The following is a 14,509-nucleotide window of genomic DNA, read 5'->3' on the forward strand; positions in this document are numbered from 1 at the left end:
GCGCAAACCGCTGTCATGGCGCCCCCGATCGAGGCGCCCGCTCCCGATGGCGCAGTTCCCGACACGATGAAGATCGCGCGCGAGAATACGATGTTGGCGCCGCGTTTCTACACGACAGATTTCGCGGCGATGGACCGGATCGACGTGTCGGGTGTGCGCGGCGAATGGGACGCGCTGATCGGCGAGATGGCGGCTGATCCCAACCGGCTGCACTTCAAGCGCACCCAGGCGTTCGACGGGGTGATCGAGAGCCTGCCCGATGGCTTGCGCGAGGAATTCACCGATTTCCTCGTCAGCTCGCTGACCGCCGAATTCTCGGGCTGCATCCTTTACGCCGAGATCGCCAAGCGCGTGAAGAACCCCGACATCAAGCAATTGTTCAAGCTGATGAGCCGCGACGAGAGCCGCCACGCGGGGTTCATCAACGACACGCTGAAGGATGCCGGGATTGGCATTGATCTCGGCTTCCTGACCCGCACCAAGAAATACACGTATTTCCGCCCGAAGTTCATCTTCTACGCGACGTACCTGAGCGAGAAGATCGGCTACGCGCGCTATATCACCATCTACCGCCACCTCGCGGCGCATCCGCAGCTTCGCTTTCACCCGATCTTCGACTGGTTCGAATTGTGGTGCAACGACGAGTTCCGCCACGGCGACGCCTTCGCGATCCTGATGCGCACCGATCCCAAGCTGCTGAGCGGCGTCAACAGGCTCTGGATCCGCTTCTTCCTCGTCGCGGTCTATGCGACGATGTATGTGCGCGATCACAATCGTCCCGCGTTCCACGCCGCGCTCGGCATCGACCCGACCGAATACGACCGCCGCGTCTATACGATCTGCTCGGCGATCACGCGGCAGGTGTTCCCGGTCGTCCTCGACACCGACTCACCACGGTTCGCGCGTGGGCTGGAGCGGATGCTCCGGATCGCGGCGCGGATCGATGCCGCGAAGGCGCAAGGCGGCGTCGTCGGTGGCCTCAAGCGCGCCGGGCTGATCGGCGCGGCGGCGGTGTCGTTCGCGCGGCTCTATCTGACCCCCGTCAAGCGCAACGAAGCCCCTGCCAAGGTCCGGATGGTCCCGGCCTGGTGACGGTTCCGCCGCTCCTCTTCGCGCTGCTGATGTGGTTCATCGGGACGGGCGCGGTCGTCTGGCTCGACAGCCGCGCGCGCGCCACCTTCGCGACCAGCCTGACGGTGGGTGGCGTGGTCGCGCTCGCCGCGACCGTGCTGGTGTGGGTGCGCGCCGGTGATGCGAGCGTCGGCGGCGCGTACGCCGGGTTCGCGGCGGCCATCGTGATCTGGGGCTGGCACGAGATGAGCTTCCTCATGGGTGCGGTCGCCGGACCCAGCAAGGCGCCGTGCCCCGTGGGCCTCACCGGTTGGGCGCGCTTCCGCGCCGCGACCGCGACCGTTATCCACCACGAGATCGCGATCGCGCTGACCGCCGCGCTGCTCTTCGCGCTGACCTGGAACCAGCCGAACCAGGCCGCACCGCTCACCTTCGCGCTGCTGTTCGTCCTCAGGCTCTCCGCCAAGTTCAACCTGTTCCTCGGCGTGCCGAACCTCAGCGACGAGGTGTTTCCGGCCCACCTCGCCTACCTGAAAAGCTATTTCCGCACCCGCCCGCTGAACCCGCTGTTTCCGTTCTCGATTCTGCTCAGCGGCGGCATCGCGGTTTGGGCGTGGACTGCGGCGGAGGCGGCGCCAGCGATGAGCGGCGCATCGGCGACCGCGACCCTGCTCGCGGGGCTCGCGGTGCTGGGGGCGATCGAGCATCTGTTCCTGGTGTTGCCGCTCCGCGACGCGAAGATGTGGCGCTGGGCCAACGCAACACCGAACAAGGCCGCCGAAGCCGCGGTCATCGAATAAGAGAAGGGGAGGGGCATGGATTATCAGGCATTCTTCGCAGGCGAGCTCGCGACGCTGAAGGACGACGGTCGCTATCGCATCTTCGCCGAGCTCGAGCGCAAGGCGGGGGCCTTCCCCAGCGCGCAACACTATACGGACGAGGGCGTGCGGCCGGTGACGGTATGGTGCTCCAACGACTATCTGGGCATGGGTCAGCATCCCAAGGTGCTGGATGCGATGCACGAGACGCTCGACGCGTGCGGCGCGGGCGCGGGTGGTACGCGCAACATCTCCGGCACAACGCACGCGCACGTGCTGCTCGAAGCCGAGCTCGCGGACCTGCACGGCAAGGAGGCCGCGCTGCTGTTCACCAGCGGCTATGTCTCGAACTGGGCGGCGCTGGGCACGCTGGCCGCGCGGATGCCGGGATGCGTGGTGTTGTCCGATGCACTCAACCATGCCTCGATGATCGAGGGCATCCGTCACAGCCGCGCGAAGTGCATCCGCTTCGCACACAACGACCCCGCCGATCTCGACCGCCATTTGGCATCGCTTGACCCGGAGGTGCCGAAGCTGGTCGCGTTCGAGAGCGTGTATTCGATGGACGGCGACATCGCGCCGATCGCCGAGATCCTCGACGTCTGCGAGAAGCACGGCGCGATGTCCTACCTCGACGAGGTCCATGGCGTTGGCCTGTACGGCCCGCGCGGTGGCGGCGTCGCCGAGCGCGAGGGATTGATGGACCGCATCACCGTGATCGAAGGGACGCTGGGCAAGGCGTTCGGGGTGATGGGCGGCTATATCGCGGCATCGGCGGCGCTGTGCGACTTCGTCCGCAGCTTCGCCAGCGGCTTCATCTTCACCACCGCCTTGCCGCCCGCGCTGGCCGCGGGTGCGGCGGCGAGCATTCGGCATCTGAAGGAGAGCGGCTGGGAACGCGCGCAGCACCAGAACCGGGTCGCGCAGGTCCGCCGCCGCCTCGACGCGATGGGCATCCCGACGATCGAGAACCCCAGCCACATCATCCCTATCATGGTCGGCGATGCGCACAAGTGCAAACGCATCAGCGACTGGCTACTCGAGCATCACGGCATCTACGTCCAGCCGATCAATTATCCGACCGTGCCCGTCGGCACCGAACGGCTGCGGCTGACGCCCTCGCCGGTCCATTCGAACGCCGACATCGACCGGCTGGTGAGTGCGCTGTCGGAAATCTGGTCGCAATGCGCGCTGGCGCGGCGGGCGATCGCGGCTTGAGGTTTTGCGGACCGGCGACGCGGTGCCTAGGTGGGCCCCCGCCGTTTTCTTGGGTGGGTGGTCGCTTGGCCGCCTTCTAGAAGCTGTCCTGATCAAGTGTAGCGATCCTTCTCCGCTAGGGAGTGCCGGGTGAACAGTACCCTGCGCTGTTCAGGTCAGGCCAGTGGCCTGACCGACCCGGCACTGTGGCGTCGGAGGGTGAGGACTCCCGAACTCAACTCCGTAGTCCTCCTCCTAGGTCACACTATGCGCGCCACAGTGTCGGGTCGATCGTGCCCCCGGCACGATCTTAAATGCTCGGGAGGCATTCAACCCGACACTCCCCAGCAGGGGGAGGGGAGGATAACCGATCCGTTTTCACCTGATCCGAGCAGACACTATGCCGGTTGGCGGTGCCCTGCGCCCTCGATCGCATGCAAGGTGTTGATGAACCGGCGGGAGCCCTCGCCGCCGACGAGCATCCACGGAACGCCGCGTCGTTCCAGCTCGCGCTTCGACAGATCGAAGAAGCGGCGGCGCGTATCGTCGGTGCCGAACATCCGCGTACCGTCCTCGATCCAGGGCAGGTCGATATCCAGCAGCAGATAGAGATCGGCGTAATTGTCCCACCGGTCGAACCACGGATCGCGCCGCCCGAACAGCATCTCGGCCCACACCGCGGTCATCAGCGGATCGGTGTCGAGGATGACCGGATGATCGCCCGATGCCACTGCCGCGCGAACCTTGGAATCGTGCGCGTGCGCGATCATCACCAGGTCGGCCATCGTCAGCGCGGTGCCGAATGCCTCGCAATAGGTCCGCCCGAACTCCGCCACGCACTTGGTATCGAAATGCTGCGCCAGGCGCGGTGCCATGGTCGACTTGCCCGTGCTCTCGGGACCGTGGAGGCAGACGGTACGCAACATCACGCGAACGCGGCCGCGCGCACGCCACGGTCGCGCCGCCAGGCCGCGCGCCAGTCCACCAATCCCCACACCGACAACAGCAGGAAGATCACGTACAGTACCGCCATCAGCCACAAATCCTTTGCAGCGTAGAGCGCGACCGACGCGATGTCGACCGCGATCCAGACGTGCCAATTCTCGATCCAGCGCCGCGCCATCATCACCTGCGCTGCGACGCTGCCCATCGCGATGCCCGCATCCCACCAGGGGTAAGCCGCATCGGTTGTCCGTGCCATCACCGTTCCCCAGACGACCGTCGCGACCGCCCAGCCGAGTACCCACATCGCGCGGTCGCGCGCGGGCATCATCGTGACCACGACCGCGCCGCCCGCCGCGGGGTGGCGCCGCCACTGTCGCCAGCCATAGGCGTTGGCGAGCAGGAAGAAGCCCTGGAGCAGCATGTCGCTGTAGAGCCGCGCCTCGCCGAACACGATTGCGCTGAGTGACACCAGCGCGATCCCGAACGGAAAATTCCAGACGCTTCGCCGCACCACCAGCACGATGGTGACGATCCCCAGAACGAACGTGATCGCTTCGAGCGTGTCCACGGCTTGGTCCATAGCATTCGTATGCGCCAGCGCGAGCGTCCGGTCCTTACAACCTGTCCGAAACGGACAGAATAGGAGGCGTCTTGCGCGGCGCGGGCGTGCTGGCTATAGCCGCGCCTTCCAAGCACGGCGGACCTCTCGCAAGGGGCGCCGGACTCCGTCGGGGAGTAGCTCAGCCTGGTAGAGCACTGCCTTCGGGAGGCAGGGGCCGGAGGTTCGAATCCTCTCTTCCCGACCATCATTCATGCTTGGCACCGTCGTTGGTCCGGGCTTCGACGGCGGCCTGCAACCGCTCCACCTGCGCCCCGAGCCGCTGGAGACCGCGTTTGATCTCCTCCTGCTCGTCGTGGGTGAATGCGTCGTTGTCGACGATCAGCTTGGCCGCGATCTCCGCGGTGAGCAACGGCATGACGAGCAGCGTCGTCAGATGCATCAGGATCACCGCCACAATCCGGCCGACGCTTGTCGTCGGCGACAGATCGCCGTAGCCGACGGTGGTTGCGGTCACGACGGACCACCATAAGGAGCTGGCGAAATCCTTGCCTTCCGCCACGTCGAACACCGCTGCCGCCACGAGCAGCGCGGCGGCGTAGAACAGCATTAGGAGCGCAAGCCGCCGGGTCACCCGGACAATCTGCCCCGCGCCGCGCCGCGGCGCAACCAGCCCCGCGCGTCGCTGCAGCAAGCGCCGGCATGCAATCGACACCCCCGTCCGGCTCGGCTAGATATCGCCGGATGACCGATCTTCCCGCAACGCCCCTGCTCGACACCGTCGCGACACCGGCCGACCTGCGCCGACTCGCCCCGGATCAACTCCGCCAGCTCGCCGACGAGCTGCGCGCGGAGACGATCTCGGCGGTCGGCACCACCGGCGGCCACCTCGGCTCGGGGCTGGGCGTCGTCGAGCTGACCGTGGCGATCCATTATGTCTTCGATACGCCCGCCGACAAGCTGGTCTGGGACGTCGGCCACCAATGCTATCCGCACAAGATCCTGACCGGGCGGCGCGACCGCATCCGTACGCTGCGCACCGGCGGCGGGCTCAGCGGGTTCACCAAACGGTCGGAGAGCGAATACGACCCGTTCGGCGCGGCGCATTCGTCGACCTCGATCTCGGCGGCGCTCGGCTTTGCCACTGCCAACGCGCTCAAGGGCACGCCGGGCAAGGGCATCGCGGTGATCGGCGACGGCGCCATGTCGGCGGGGATGGCCTACGAAGCGATGAACAATGCCGGCGCCGCGGGCAACCGGCTGGTCGTGATCCTCAACGACAACGACATGTCGATCGCGCCGCCGGTGGGGGGCCTCAGCGCGTATCTCAGCCGCATGGTGTCGAGCCGCGAGTTCCTGGGGCTGCGCGAGCTGATGAAGCGGTTCGCGCGCAAGCTGCCGCGTCCCTTGCACACCGCCGCGCGCAAGACCGACGAGTTCGCGCGCGGGATGACGATGGGCGGCACCTTGTTCGAGGAGCTCGGCTTCTACTACGTCGGCCCAGTCGACGGACATAACCTCGAGCATCTGATCCCCGTACTCGAGAACGTCCGCGACGCCGAGCAAGGGCCGATCCTGGTCCATGTCGTGACCAAGAAGGGCAAGGGCTATGCCCCCGCCGAGGAGTCAGCGGACAAATACCACGGCGTCCAGAAGTTCGACGTCATCACCGGCGCGCAGGCCAAGGCGCCGCCAGGACCGCCGCAGTATCAGAACGTCTTCGGCGCCGCGCTGGTGAAGGAGGCCGAGACTGATCCCCGCATCTGCGCGATCACCGCGGCGATGCCCTCGGGCACCGGGCTCGACAAGTTCGCCGCCGCCTACCCCGACCGCTTCTTCGACGTCGGCATCGCCGAACAGCATGCGGTGACCTTCGCGGCCGGGCTGGCGGCGCAGGGCATGCGGCCGTTCTGCGCGATCTATTCCACCTTCCTCCAGCGCGCCTACGACCAGGTCGTCCACGATGTCGCGATCCAGAACCTGCCCGTCCGCTTCGCGATCGACCGCGCCGGGCTGGTCGGCGCGGACGGCGCCACGCACGCCGGATCGTTCGACGTCACCTATCTGGCGACCTTGCCCAATTTCGTCGTCATGGCCGCCGCCGATGAAGCCGAGCTGGTCCACATGACCCACACCGCGGTCCTTCACGACAGCGGCCCGATTGCGGTTCGCTATCCGCGCGGCAACGGCACCGGCGTCGCACTGCCCGACAGCCCGGAGCGGCTCGAGATCGGCAAGGGCCGGGTGGTACGCGAAGGCAAGAAGGTCGCGATCCTGTCGCTCGGCACCCGGCTCGGCGAAGCGCTGAAGGCCGCCGAGGTGCTGGAGGCGAAGGGCCTGTCGACCACCGTCGCCGACCTGCGCTTCGCCAAGCCGCTCGACATCGCGCTGATCCGCCGCCTGCTGACCACCCACGAGGTCGCGGTGACGATCGAGGAGGGATCGGTCGGCGGCATGGGCGCGCACGTGCTGACGCTGGCGAGCGACGAGGGGCTGATCGACGCCGGGCTGAAGCTGCGCACGATGCGCCTGCCCGACGCGTTCCAAGACCAGGACAAGCCCGACGTGCAATATGCACAGGCCGGGCTCGACGCGGACGCGATCGTGGCGATGGTGCTGGCGACGCTCCGGCACAATTCGAGCGGTGTGGCGGAAGCGCGGGCTTGAACGTGCTTCGTGCCGGATATACGTGTTCCCTCGTGTATATCCGGAGGCAATCATGCAAGTAGCACGATGGGGCAACAGCTTGGCGGTGCGCATTCCCGCTGACGTGGTGCGGCAGCTAGGACTTGCGGAGGGCGACGATATCGAGCTGTGCGCCCTTGATGGCGAACGTGTGGCGGTAATCACCGAGCAACAGCGTCGCGCGGATGCGCTCGCACGACTACGCGAATTTCGCGGCTGGATGCCTGCCGATTATACATTCGACCGGGACGAGGCGAATGCCCGGTGAATTTATCGACAGCAACGTCCTGCTGTATCTTACCTCGGCCGATCCGGGGAAAGCCGCACGCGCCGAACAGCTGATCCAGCGCAAACCTATGGTAAGCGTTCAGGTGCTCAACGAAATCACCAACGTCACGCGTAAGAAATTCAGACGGACGTGGTCGGAAGTCACCGAACTGCTCGGTCGATTGACACCGCTTCTCGACGTCCATCCCGTGACCCGGACTATGCATCAGGACGCGCTGCGGTTAGCCGCACGGTATCAGATGCAATGGTGGGATTCGCTTCTTGCGGCAGCCGCTTTGTCGCTGGATTGCCACACGCTCTATTCCGAGGACATGCATGCGGGCCTCGTCATCGACGACCAGCTAACGATCGTGAATCCGTTCGCGCCTGCCTGAACTTTGTCTGCTCACATACTCACTTGCCCGCCATCTCCGGCCCTTACCGCCAGGATCGCCCGCGCATCCCCCGGCGAGCGGGTGCGCCCGGTCCGGTCGCCGCTCGCCGCGATCACGCGCTCCAGCAGGTCCTGCCCCTCACGCCAAGCGCCGACCCCGCTCGCCGCATTGAGGTGCCCGTGCGGGCCGGCTTCGACGAACAGGCTGCCCCAGTCCGCCGCCATCGAATGCGCGCGCTCGGCCGACACCCACGGATCGTCGCTCGACGCCATCACGATCGACGGAAACGGCAGCGGCACGCGCGGCACCGGCGCGAACCCCGCCAGCTCGCGCTGGACACCGCTGCGGTCCGCGTCCGCGGGCGCGACGAGCAGCGCGCCCGACACCGGCCAGCCGTAAGGCTGCGGGCTCAGCTGCGCCCACCACGCCACCGCCTGGCAGCCCAGGCTGTGCGCGGCGGGGATCACCGGCGCCTGCGCTCGCCGGATCGCCTCGTCGAGGCGGGTCACCCACGCGTTGCGGTGCGGCGTGTCCCACATCCCAGCTCGACAGGGACGGTGTCGGCGCGCGAGTGCTCCCACAGGCTCTGCCAATGCGCCGGCCCCGACCCGCCGAGCCCGGGCACGGTCAAAATAGTCGGATGAACGGCCTCGAACGGCGTGAACGAACCCATGGCAACGCTCCTTCCAGCGGCCCCCGCCGACTAAGTTATTCCCACTCCGCCGATAGGCAATGGCGGCGCGACGAAAAGAAGGCGGGTTGCGACCGGTCGAAAGCGCCGCGATAGGACGGTGATGGCCAGGCAACGCGCGGACCAGATGCTCGTCGATCGCGGCCTGGCCGAATCGCGCACCCGCGCGCAGGCGCTCATCATGGCGGGGCTCGTCTTCGCGGGCACGCGCAAGGTCGACAAGCCCGGCCAGACGCTTGCCGAGGACGTAATCCTCGACGTCCGTGGCCGCGATCACCCCTGGGTCTCGCGCGGCGGCATCAAGCTGGCGCATGCGCTGGCTCATTTCGCGTGGGACGTGACCGGCGCGGTGGCGATCGACGTCGGTTCGTCGACCGGCGGCTTCACCGACGTGCTGCTGACGCATGGTGCAGCCCGCATCTATGCGGTCGACAGCGGCACCAACCAGCTCGCCTGGACGCTGCGCCAGGACCCGCGCGTCGTCGTCCACGAACAGACCAGCGCGCGCATCCTGACGGCCGCGCACATCCCCGAACCCATCGACCTCATCGTCTGCGACGCCAGCTTCATCGGCCTTGCCAAGGTGCTCGAACGACCGATGACCTTTGCGAAGGTCCACGCCCGGCTGCTCGCGCTGATCAAGCCGCAGTTCGAGGCCGGGCGCGGCGAGGTCGGCAAGGGCGGGGTGGTCCGCGATCCCGCGGTCCACGCCCGCGTCTGCACCGATGTCGCCGAATGGCTGGGCGGGCAGGGCTGGCGAGTCGAAGGTATCGTCGAAAGCCCGATCACCGGCCCCGAAGGCAACATCGAGTTCCTGATCGCCGCGCATCGCGTCTGATCCGCCGCACGCGATCCGTCCACGAATGGATCACCCGCGGAACGATGCGCGATCCCTCGCGGTTTACCAATCGCGCGCGATGGCGCAGGGCCGTCTCGGGTCGACAAAGGGGAGCAGCGTGGGCGGTATCGCATCCAGGGGCCAGTTGCGCATGTCGTTCGTGCGATGGGCGGTGATCACCGTGCCCTTGCTCCTGCTGCTGGGCTTCGCCTTCGGCCGCACCGTGCCGACCGGGAGCGACAATCCTTGGTACGTGGCGCTCGCCAAGCCCGGTGCGAACCCGCCGGACTGGGTCTTTCCCGTCGCCTGGACCGCGCTGTACATCCTGCTCGGGCTCGCGATCGCGCTGATCCTGCATGCGCGGGGTTCGCGCGGGCGGGGCGCCGCGCTTGCGCTGTTCGCGGTGCAGTTCGCGATCCAGCTGGCCTGGACACCGGTGTTCTTTGGCCTGCATCAGGTCGGCACCGCCCTGTGGATCATCGTCGCCATGCTCGTGCTCGGCATCGCGACGGCCATGGCCTTCGGGCGGATTCGCAGCGCCGCTGCGTGGCTGATGGTGCCCTATCTCGTCTGGATCAGCTTCGCCGGCGTCCTGACGTGGCGGATCGGACAGCTCAACCCCGACGCCCGGACCCTTGATCCGGTGCCGCGCACGTCCCAGATGCTGTGAGACCCTGCGCGATTCCGCGCCCCGAAGGACGATGGATGCAGACCGAAAACCGCCTGTTCGACGATCTCGCCAAGATGCTCAACGGTGCCGCCGGCACGATCGCGGGCATGGGTCGCGAGGCCGAGGGCAGCGCCCGGTCGCGCGCGCGCGAATGGATCGGCGGACTCGATTTCGTCGGCCGCGACGAGTTCGAGGCGGTAAAGGCGATGGCGGCGGCGGCCCGCGACGAAGCCGATACGCTGCGTGCCCGGCTCGACGCGCTCGAAGCGAGAACCGCGACGACCGGTACTGCCGCCGATGCCGCGATGGGAGCCGCGGCCTGACCCGCACGATAGCTGCGCACTTGCTCTGCGGCGCGGTTCGCGGGCAAGGCGCGTCATGACGATGCTCGACCAATCCGATCACGACAGCGAACCATGCGCCCCGATCGATATGCTCGAGGCGTATTACGACGCCCACGGCTGGGATCACGAACGGCAGGACGACGAGGTCGTTGCCACCGTCAAGGGCAGCTGGACGACCTACGAGTTGCGCGCTTTGTGGCGCGAGGACGACAGCGTCCTGCAGTTCCTCGCCTTTCCCGACATCAAGGTGACCGACGATCGCCGCGCGACGGTCTACGAGACGATCGGTCTGGTCAACGAACAGCTCTGGCTCGGCCATTTCGAATTGTGGTCGTCCAGCGGCATCCTGCTCTATCGGCACGCCGCCATTGTCGATGGGGGAGAGGAGGGCACCATGTCGCTCGCCGCCGCCGAGCTGCTCGTCGAATCCGCGATCGAGGAATGCGAGCGCTTCTATCCCGTGTTCCAGTTCGTCCTATGGGGCGGCAAGACGCCGAAGGAAGCGATCGCCGCCGCGCTGATCGAAACGCAGGGCGAGGCCTGATCTTGGGGTTTCCTGCCGGCCCGCTATGGCTGATCGGCTGCGGCAGCATGGGCGGTGCGATGCTCCGCCGTTGGTTGGCGGCCGGGCTCGATGCGACCGACGTCACCGTCGTCACGCGGACCGGCGGCGGCGTGCCCGAAGGGGTCCGCTCGGTCCAGGCGGTGCCGCTCGACGCGGAGCCTGTGACCGTGGTGCTCGCGGTCAAGCCCCAGCAACTCGACACCGTGGCGCCGATGCTCGCGCACCTGCACCCGCCGCTGCTGATCTCGATCCTCGCCGGGGTCGAGATTGCGGCGCTGGTGGCGCGCTTTCACGCCGGAACGATCGTCCGCGCGATGCCTAATCTGCCCGTCGCGATCGGTTGCGGCGTCACCGCACTCCACGCGCCCGCCGCCGGCGATGCGGCCCGTGCCGCGGTGGAGGCGCTCGCGGCCCCGCTCGGGGTGCATGAATGGATCGCGGACGAGACGCAGTTCGACGCGGTCACCGCGCTGGCGGGTTGCGGCCCTGCGTTCGTCTTCCGCTTCGCCGACGCGCTCGCCGCCGCAGGCTCCGTGCTCGGGCTGCCCGCGGATCAGGCCGCCCGGCTGGCGCTCGCCACGCTCGAAGGCTCCGCGCGTATGGCCGCGGCCGCCGACGCGCCACCCGCCACGCTCGCCGATCGCGTCGCGAGCCCGGGCGGCTCGACCCGCGAAGGCCTGAACGTCCTCGACCGCGACGCCGCGCTGGTCCGCCTGTTGACCGATACGCTCGCCGCCTCCGCCCGCCGCAACGCCGAACTGGCCGCCGCTGCGCGCTAGGGGAAGGTCGCGTGTGGGTGCGGGCGGCCGATCGCTGCTGCCGACCGGAATTTCGCTGTCCTACACGAGCCTGGTGTGCATGATGCGGCCGATGCCATTCGCCGCCATCCAGCAGGAACAAGACCCCATCGTACCAGAGGCACGAGCGTGCGTTCTCACGCGTCAACCAGCGTCAACGTCCTGCCCGCGGACCCACACGTTGACACCCGCGTCCACGCGTCAACCAGTGTCAACGTCCTGCCCGCGGACTCACACGTTGACGCCCGCATCCACGCGTCAACCAGTGTCAACGCCTCGTCCCCGGCGCACACGTTGACGCTCGCGCCCACGCGTCAACCGGTGTCAACATCTTCGCCCGCGCGCGCTCAGCCGCCGAGCGTTTGCAGCCGCTTACGCTCGTCTTCCGGGATCAGCCCTTCGAGCACCGCCCAGAACCCGCTCACCGCCGCCTGTCCCGCGCGCGCATACGCTGCCGACAGTTTCTCGCTCAGCGCAACGAACAGCGAATTCTCCAGCGCCGTGCCCGCCGGGGTCAGCCGCAGCAGCCGCTGGCGCCGGTCGCGGTCGCCGGGGCGGACCTCGACCAGGTCGCGCTCGATCAATTCGTTGAGAACGCGCCCCAGCGATTGTTTGGTGATCGCCAGCACCGCCAGCAATTCACTGACCGTCAGGTCGGGCTTGCGCGCGACGAAATACAGCGCGCGGTGATGCGCGCGGCCCAGCCCTTGCTCCGCCAGCCCGCGGTCGATCGCGCGCGTGATGTGGCTGTTACCGAAATAAAGCAGTTCCAGACCGCGACGCAATTCGGGCTCGCGCAGAAAGAGCGGCGACGCGGACGATGCTGTGGCAGCCATGTTGACCCGTTTAGCCATCGGTCCTACCCGACCGCAACCCATCGCTTGCGAGAATCCGCCCGCAAGCCACGCCTTGCGAGACTTAGACGATGCCGACCGACGCCGCCGCCGCGTTCCGCTTCGAGGCCAATCCGGCGCCGGTCGCTGCGGCATTGCGCGCCGAACGGTTGATCGATCCCGGCTTCGGGCGGGTCTTCACCGATCACATGGCGACGATCCATTGGTCGGACACGCAAGGCTGGCACGATCCCAGGGTGCACGCGCGTGCGCCGCTGACGATGGACCCGGCATCGTCGGTGCTTCACTACGCGCAGGAAATCTTCGAAGGGCTGAAGGCCTACCGGCTCGACGACGGGGGCATCGCGCTGTTTCGCCCGGAGGCGAATGCCGCGCGCTTCCGCTCGTCGGCACGGCGCCTGGCGATGCCCGAGCTGCCCGAGAGCCTGTTCGTCCAGTCGCTCGAAGCGCTGGTGAAAGCCGACGCCGACTGGATCCCGACGCAGGACGGCGGCTCGCTGTATCTGCGCCCGTTCATGATCGCAAGCGAGATCTTTCTGGGGGTCAAGCCGGCCGCCGAATATCTGTACATGGTGCTCGCCTCGTCGGTCGGCGCCTATTGGAAAGGTGGCGCACGCGCGATCTCGCTGTGGGTCAGCCACGATTATACGCGGGCGGCACCCGGCGGCACCGGCGCTGCCAAATGCGGCGGCAATTACGCAACCAGCCTGGTGGCGCAGGCCGATGCGATCCGCCGCGGCTGTGACCAGGTCGTGTTCCTCGACGCCGCCGAGCGCCGCTGGATCGAGGAACTGGGCGGCATGAACATCTTCTTCGTGTTCGACGACGGGACGCTGCGCACGCCGGCGCTGACCGGCACGATCCTGCCCGGCATCACCCGCGATTCGATCCTGACGCTGGCGCGCGCGCAAGGGTTGCGGGTCGAGGAGGAACCCTATGCGGTGGAGGACTGGCGCGCCGACGCGGCGAGCGGCCGGCTGGTCGAGAGTTTCGCCTGCGGCACCGCCGCGGTCGTCACCCCGATCGGTCAGGTCTCGGGCCCCGATTACGCCTTCACCATCGGCACCGGCGCGACCGGCCAGACGACCCAGCGCATCCTCGACCAGCTCACCGCCCTCCAGCGCGCCCGCGCTCCCGATCCCCACGGCTGGCTGCACCGCCTGGACTGAACCCGCGCGTCGGGGCTTCCCACCGCCCGCTCGCCCGCTATAAGCGCGGACCCGGTGATGGGGCGTCGCCAAGTGGTAAGGCAGCGGCTTTTGGTGCCGCCATCCGCAGGTTCGAATCCTGCCGCCCCAGCCATCGTGCTCGATCTCAGGGCAGGAACCGCAGAAATGCGCAGGTCCCCGCCCGGAGAGGCTTAGCTGGGCCGGCACTGTCACAGGTCGCTGTAGCAAGTGCCTGTGGTGAGTGCCCATGCCTGACGTCCAGAACGTGTTTCGCCGCGGCGGCGCCTATTGGTGGCGCCGGACCCTGCATTGGCTGGATGGTAACTCCAGACCTATAACTCTCGCGATGAGCCTGGGCACAAAGGACCTGGGCGTCGCGCGCCACCGGGCGGCGGCGATGACGGCGCAGAGCGAGATGGTGCGGATGAGCCTTTACCAGCGAGTGGCACTGGACGGTCTGACGGTCGAGCAGCGGCAAGGGGTCCTGCGCGCCGAGATGCGCACGTACCGCGACGCCCTCGATCACCTGACAGCTGCATGGCAGCACAAGCGTGCTTGGGCGAAAATGACCGACGTCGACGCCGATGTCGGGGTTTACGAGGCAATTTGGACGGCGTTTGCGAAGACTGGCGTCGTCGATGGCA

At 67.5% G+C, this 14,509-nt stretch carries 17 protein-coding genes, 2 tRNA genes and 1 pseudogene; 15 read left to right on the forward strand and 5 right to left on the reverse strand.

Features of this window, described 5'->3' with window-relative positions; all coding sequences use genetic code 11:
- Positions 1-15: 15 nt before the first annotated feature.
- From acsF to hemA, 3 genes are read left to right on the forward strand one after another with little or no spacing between them, the layout of a single operon-like run.
- The gene (acsF, locus tag ACE5C1_RS01065; RefSeq protein WP_374942230.1) at positions 16-1,092 is read left to right on the forward strand and encodes a magnesium-protoporphyrin IX monomethyl ester (oxidative) cyclase; all 1,077 of its coding nucleotides are present in this window, start codon (positions 16-18) and stop codon (positions 1,090-1,092) included.
- Positions 1,089-1,871, forward strand: coding sequence for a putative photosynthetic complex assembly protein PuhE (puhE, locus tag ACE5C1_RS01070; RefSeq protein ID WP_374942215.1), 783 nt, complete (start codon positions 1,089-1,091; stop codon positions 1,869-1,871). The genes acsF and puhE overlap by 4 nt, the downstream gene beginning before the upstream one ends.
- A 15-nt stretch (positions 1,872-1,886) precedes the next feature.
- The gene (hemA, locus tag ACE5C1_RS01075) at positions 1,887-3,107 is read left to right on the forward strand and encodes a 5-aminolevulinate synthase (RefSeq protein ID WP_374942216.1); all 1,221 of its coding nucleotides are present in this window, start codon (positions 1,887-1,889) and stop codon (positions 3,105-3,107) included.
- A gap of 377 nt (positions 3,108-3,484) precedes the next feature.
- On the opposite strand, the gene ACE5C1_RS01080 is transcribed toward hemA, so the two are convergent.
- A complete protein-coding gene (locus ACE5C1_RS01080; protein WP_374942217.1) occupies positions 3,485-4,012 on the reverse strand; it encodes an AAA family ATPase in 528 nt (175 codons plus the stop codon).
- A complete protein-coding gene (gene pnuC, locus ACE5C1_RS01085) occupies positions 4,012-4,611 on the reverse strand; it encodes a nicotinamide riboside transporter PnuC (RefSeq protein WP_374942218.1) in 600 nt (199 codons plus the stop codon). The genes ACE5C1_RS01080 and pnuC overlap by 1 nt, the downstream gene beginning before the upstream one ends.
- A 149-nt stretch (positions 4,612-4,760) precedes the next feature.
- Here pnuC and ACE5C1_RS01090 point away from each other — a divergent pair.
- A tRNA-Pro gene (locus ACE5C1_RS01090) sits at positions 4,761-4,837 on the forward strand.
- Here ACE5C1_RS01090 and ACE5C1_RS01095 read toward each other — a convergent pair.
- The gene (locus ACE5C1_RS01095; protein WP_374942219.1) at positions 4,838-5,284 is read right to left on the reverse strand and encodes a potassium channel family protein; all 447 of its coding nucleotides are present in this window, start codon (positions 5,282-5,284) and stop codon (positions 4,838-4,840) included.
- A 50-nt stretch (positions 5,285-5,334) separates the two neighbouring features.
- Between ACE5C1_RS01095 and dxs the strand changes: the two genes are divergently transcribed.
- From dxs to ACE5C1_RS01110, 3 genes are read left to right on the forward strand one after another with little or no spacing between them, the layout of a single operon-like run.
- The gene (dxs, locus tag ACE5C1_RS01100) at positions 5,335-7,257 is read left to right on the forward strand and encodes a 1-deoxy-D-xylulose-5-phosphate synthase (RefSeq protein ID WP_374942220.1); all 1,923 of its coding nucleotides are present in this window, start codon (positions 5,335-5,337) and stop codon (positions 7,255-7,257) included.
- 52 nt (positions 7,258-7,309) lie between these two features.
- The gene (locus ACE5C1_RS01105) at positions 7,310-7,543 is read left to right on the forward strand and encodes an AbrB/MazE/SpoVT family DNA-binding domain-containing protein (RefSeq protein ID WP_374942221.1); all 234 of its coding nucleotides are present in this window, start codon (positions 7,310-7,312) and stop codon (positions 7,541-7,543) included.
- Complete coding sequence (locus ACE5C1_RS01110; RefSeq protein WP_374942222.1) at positions 7,533-7,937, forward strand: PIN domain-containing protein; 405 nt, start codon at positions 7,533-7,535, stop codon at positions 7,935-7,937. Before ACE5C1_RS01105 ends, ACE5C1_RS01110 begins: the two co-directional genes overlap by 11 nt.
- 11 nt (positions 7,938-7,948) lie before the next feature.
- On the opposite strand, the pseudogene ACE5C1_RS01115 reads toward ACE5C1_RS01110, so the two are convergent.
- Positions 7,949-8,610: pseudogene (locus tag ACE5C1_RS01115) on the reverse strand (RBBP9/YdeN family alpha/beta hydrolase).
- Between the two features lie 121 nt (positions 8,611-8,731).
- Here ACE5C1_RS01115 and ACE5C1_RS01120 point away from each other — a divergent pair.
- The 5 genes from ACE5C1_RS01120 to proC all read left to right on the forward strand — a co-directional run bounded on the left by ACE5C1_RS01120 (position 8,732) and on the right by proC (position 11,824).
- Complete coding sequence (locus tag ACE5C1_RS01120) at positions 8,732-9,466, forward strand: TlyA family RNA methyltransferase (RefSeq protein ID WP_374942223.1); 735 nt, start codon at positions 8,732-8,734, stop codon at positions 9,464-9,466.
- A gap of 151 nt (positions 9,467-9,617) precedes the next feature.
- Complete coding sequence (locus tag ACE5C1_RS01125; RefSeq protein WP_374942231.1) at positions 9,618-10,136, forward strand: TspO/MBR family protein; 519 nt, start codon at positions 9,618-9,620, stop codon at positions 10,134-10,136.
- 35 nt (positions 10,137-10,171) lie between these two features.
- Positions 10,172-10,459: an accessory factor UbiK family protein gene (locus ACE5C1_RS01130; protein WP_374942224.1), complete on the forward strand. Its 288-nt coding sequence runs from the start codon at positions 10,172-10,174 to the stop codon at positions 10,457-10,459.
- Between the two features lie 55 nt (positions 10,460-10,514).
- The gene (locus ACE5C1_RS01135) at positions 10,515-11,024 is read left to right on the forward strand and encodes a YbjN domain-containing protein (RefSeq protein ID WP_374942225.1); all 510 of its coding nucleotides are present in this window, start codon (positions 10,515-10,517) and stop codon (positions 11,022-11,024) included.
- Positions 11,025-11,026: 2 nt separating this feature from the next.
- A complete protein-coding gene (proC, locus tag ACE5C1_RS01140; protein ID WP_374942226.1) occupies positions 11,027-11,824 on the forward strand; it encodes a pyrroline-5-carboxylate reductase in 798 nt (265 codons plus the stop codon).
- Positions 11,825-12,189: 365 nt separating this feature from the next.
- Here the strand turns inward: proC and ACE5C1_RS01145 are convergent, their stop codons facing one another.
- Positions 12,190-12,678: a MarR family transcriptional regulator gene (locus tag ACE5C1_RS01145; protein ID WP_374942227.1), complete on the reverse strand. Its 489-nt coding sequence runs from the start codon at positions 12,676-12,678 to the stop codon at positions 12,190-12,192.
- An 89-nt stretch (positions 12,679-12,767) separates the two neighbouring features.
- Between ACE5C1_RS01145 and ACE5C1_RS01150 the strand changes: the two genes are divergently transcribed.
- The 3 genes from ACE5C1_RS01150 to ACE5C1_RS01160 form a co-directional block, all read left to right on the forward strand.
- Positions 12,768-13,865: a branched-chain amino acid aminotransferase gene (locus ACE5C1_RS01150; protein ID WP_374942228.1), complete on the forward strand. Its 1,098-nt coding sequence runs from the start codon at positions 12,768-12,770 to the stop codon at positions 13,863-13,865.
- 58 nt (positions 13,866-13,923) lie between these two features.
- A tRNA-Gln gene (locus ACE5C1_RS01155) sits at positions 13,924-13,998 on the forward strand.
- Positions 13,999-14,211: 213 nt separating this feature from the next.
- Positions 14,212-14,509 (forward strand): hypothetical protein (locus ACE5C1_RS01160; RefSeq protein ID WP_374942229.1); only part of this gene is annotated, 298 nt, incomplete at its 3' end.

The organism is Sphingomonas sp. (assembly GCF_964263785.1).
Taxonomy (GTDB): Bacteria; Pseudomonadota; Alphaproteobacteria; order Sphingomonadales; family Sphingomonadaceae; genus Sphingomonas.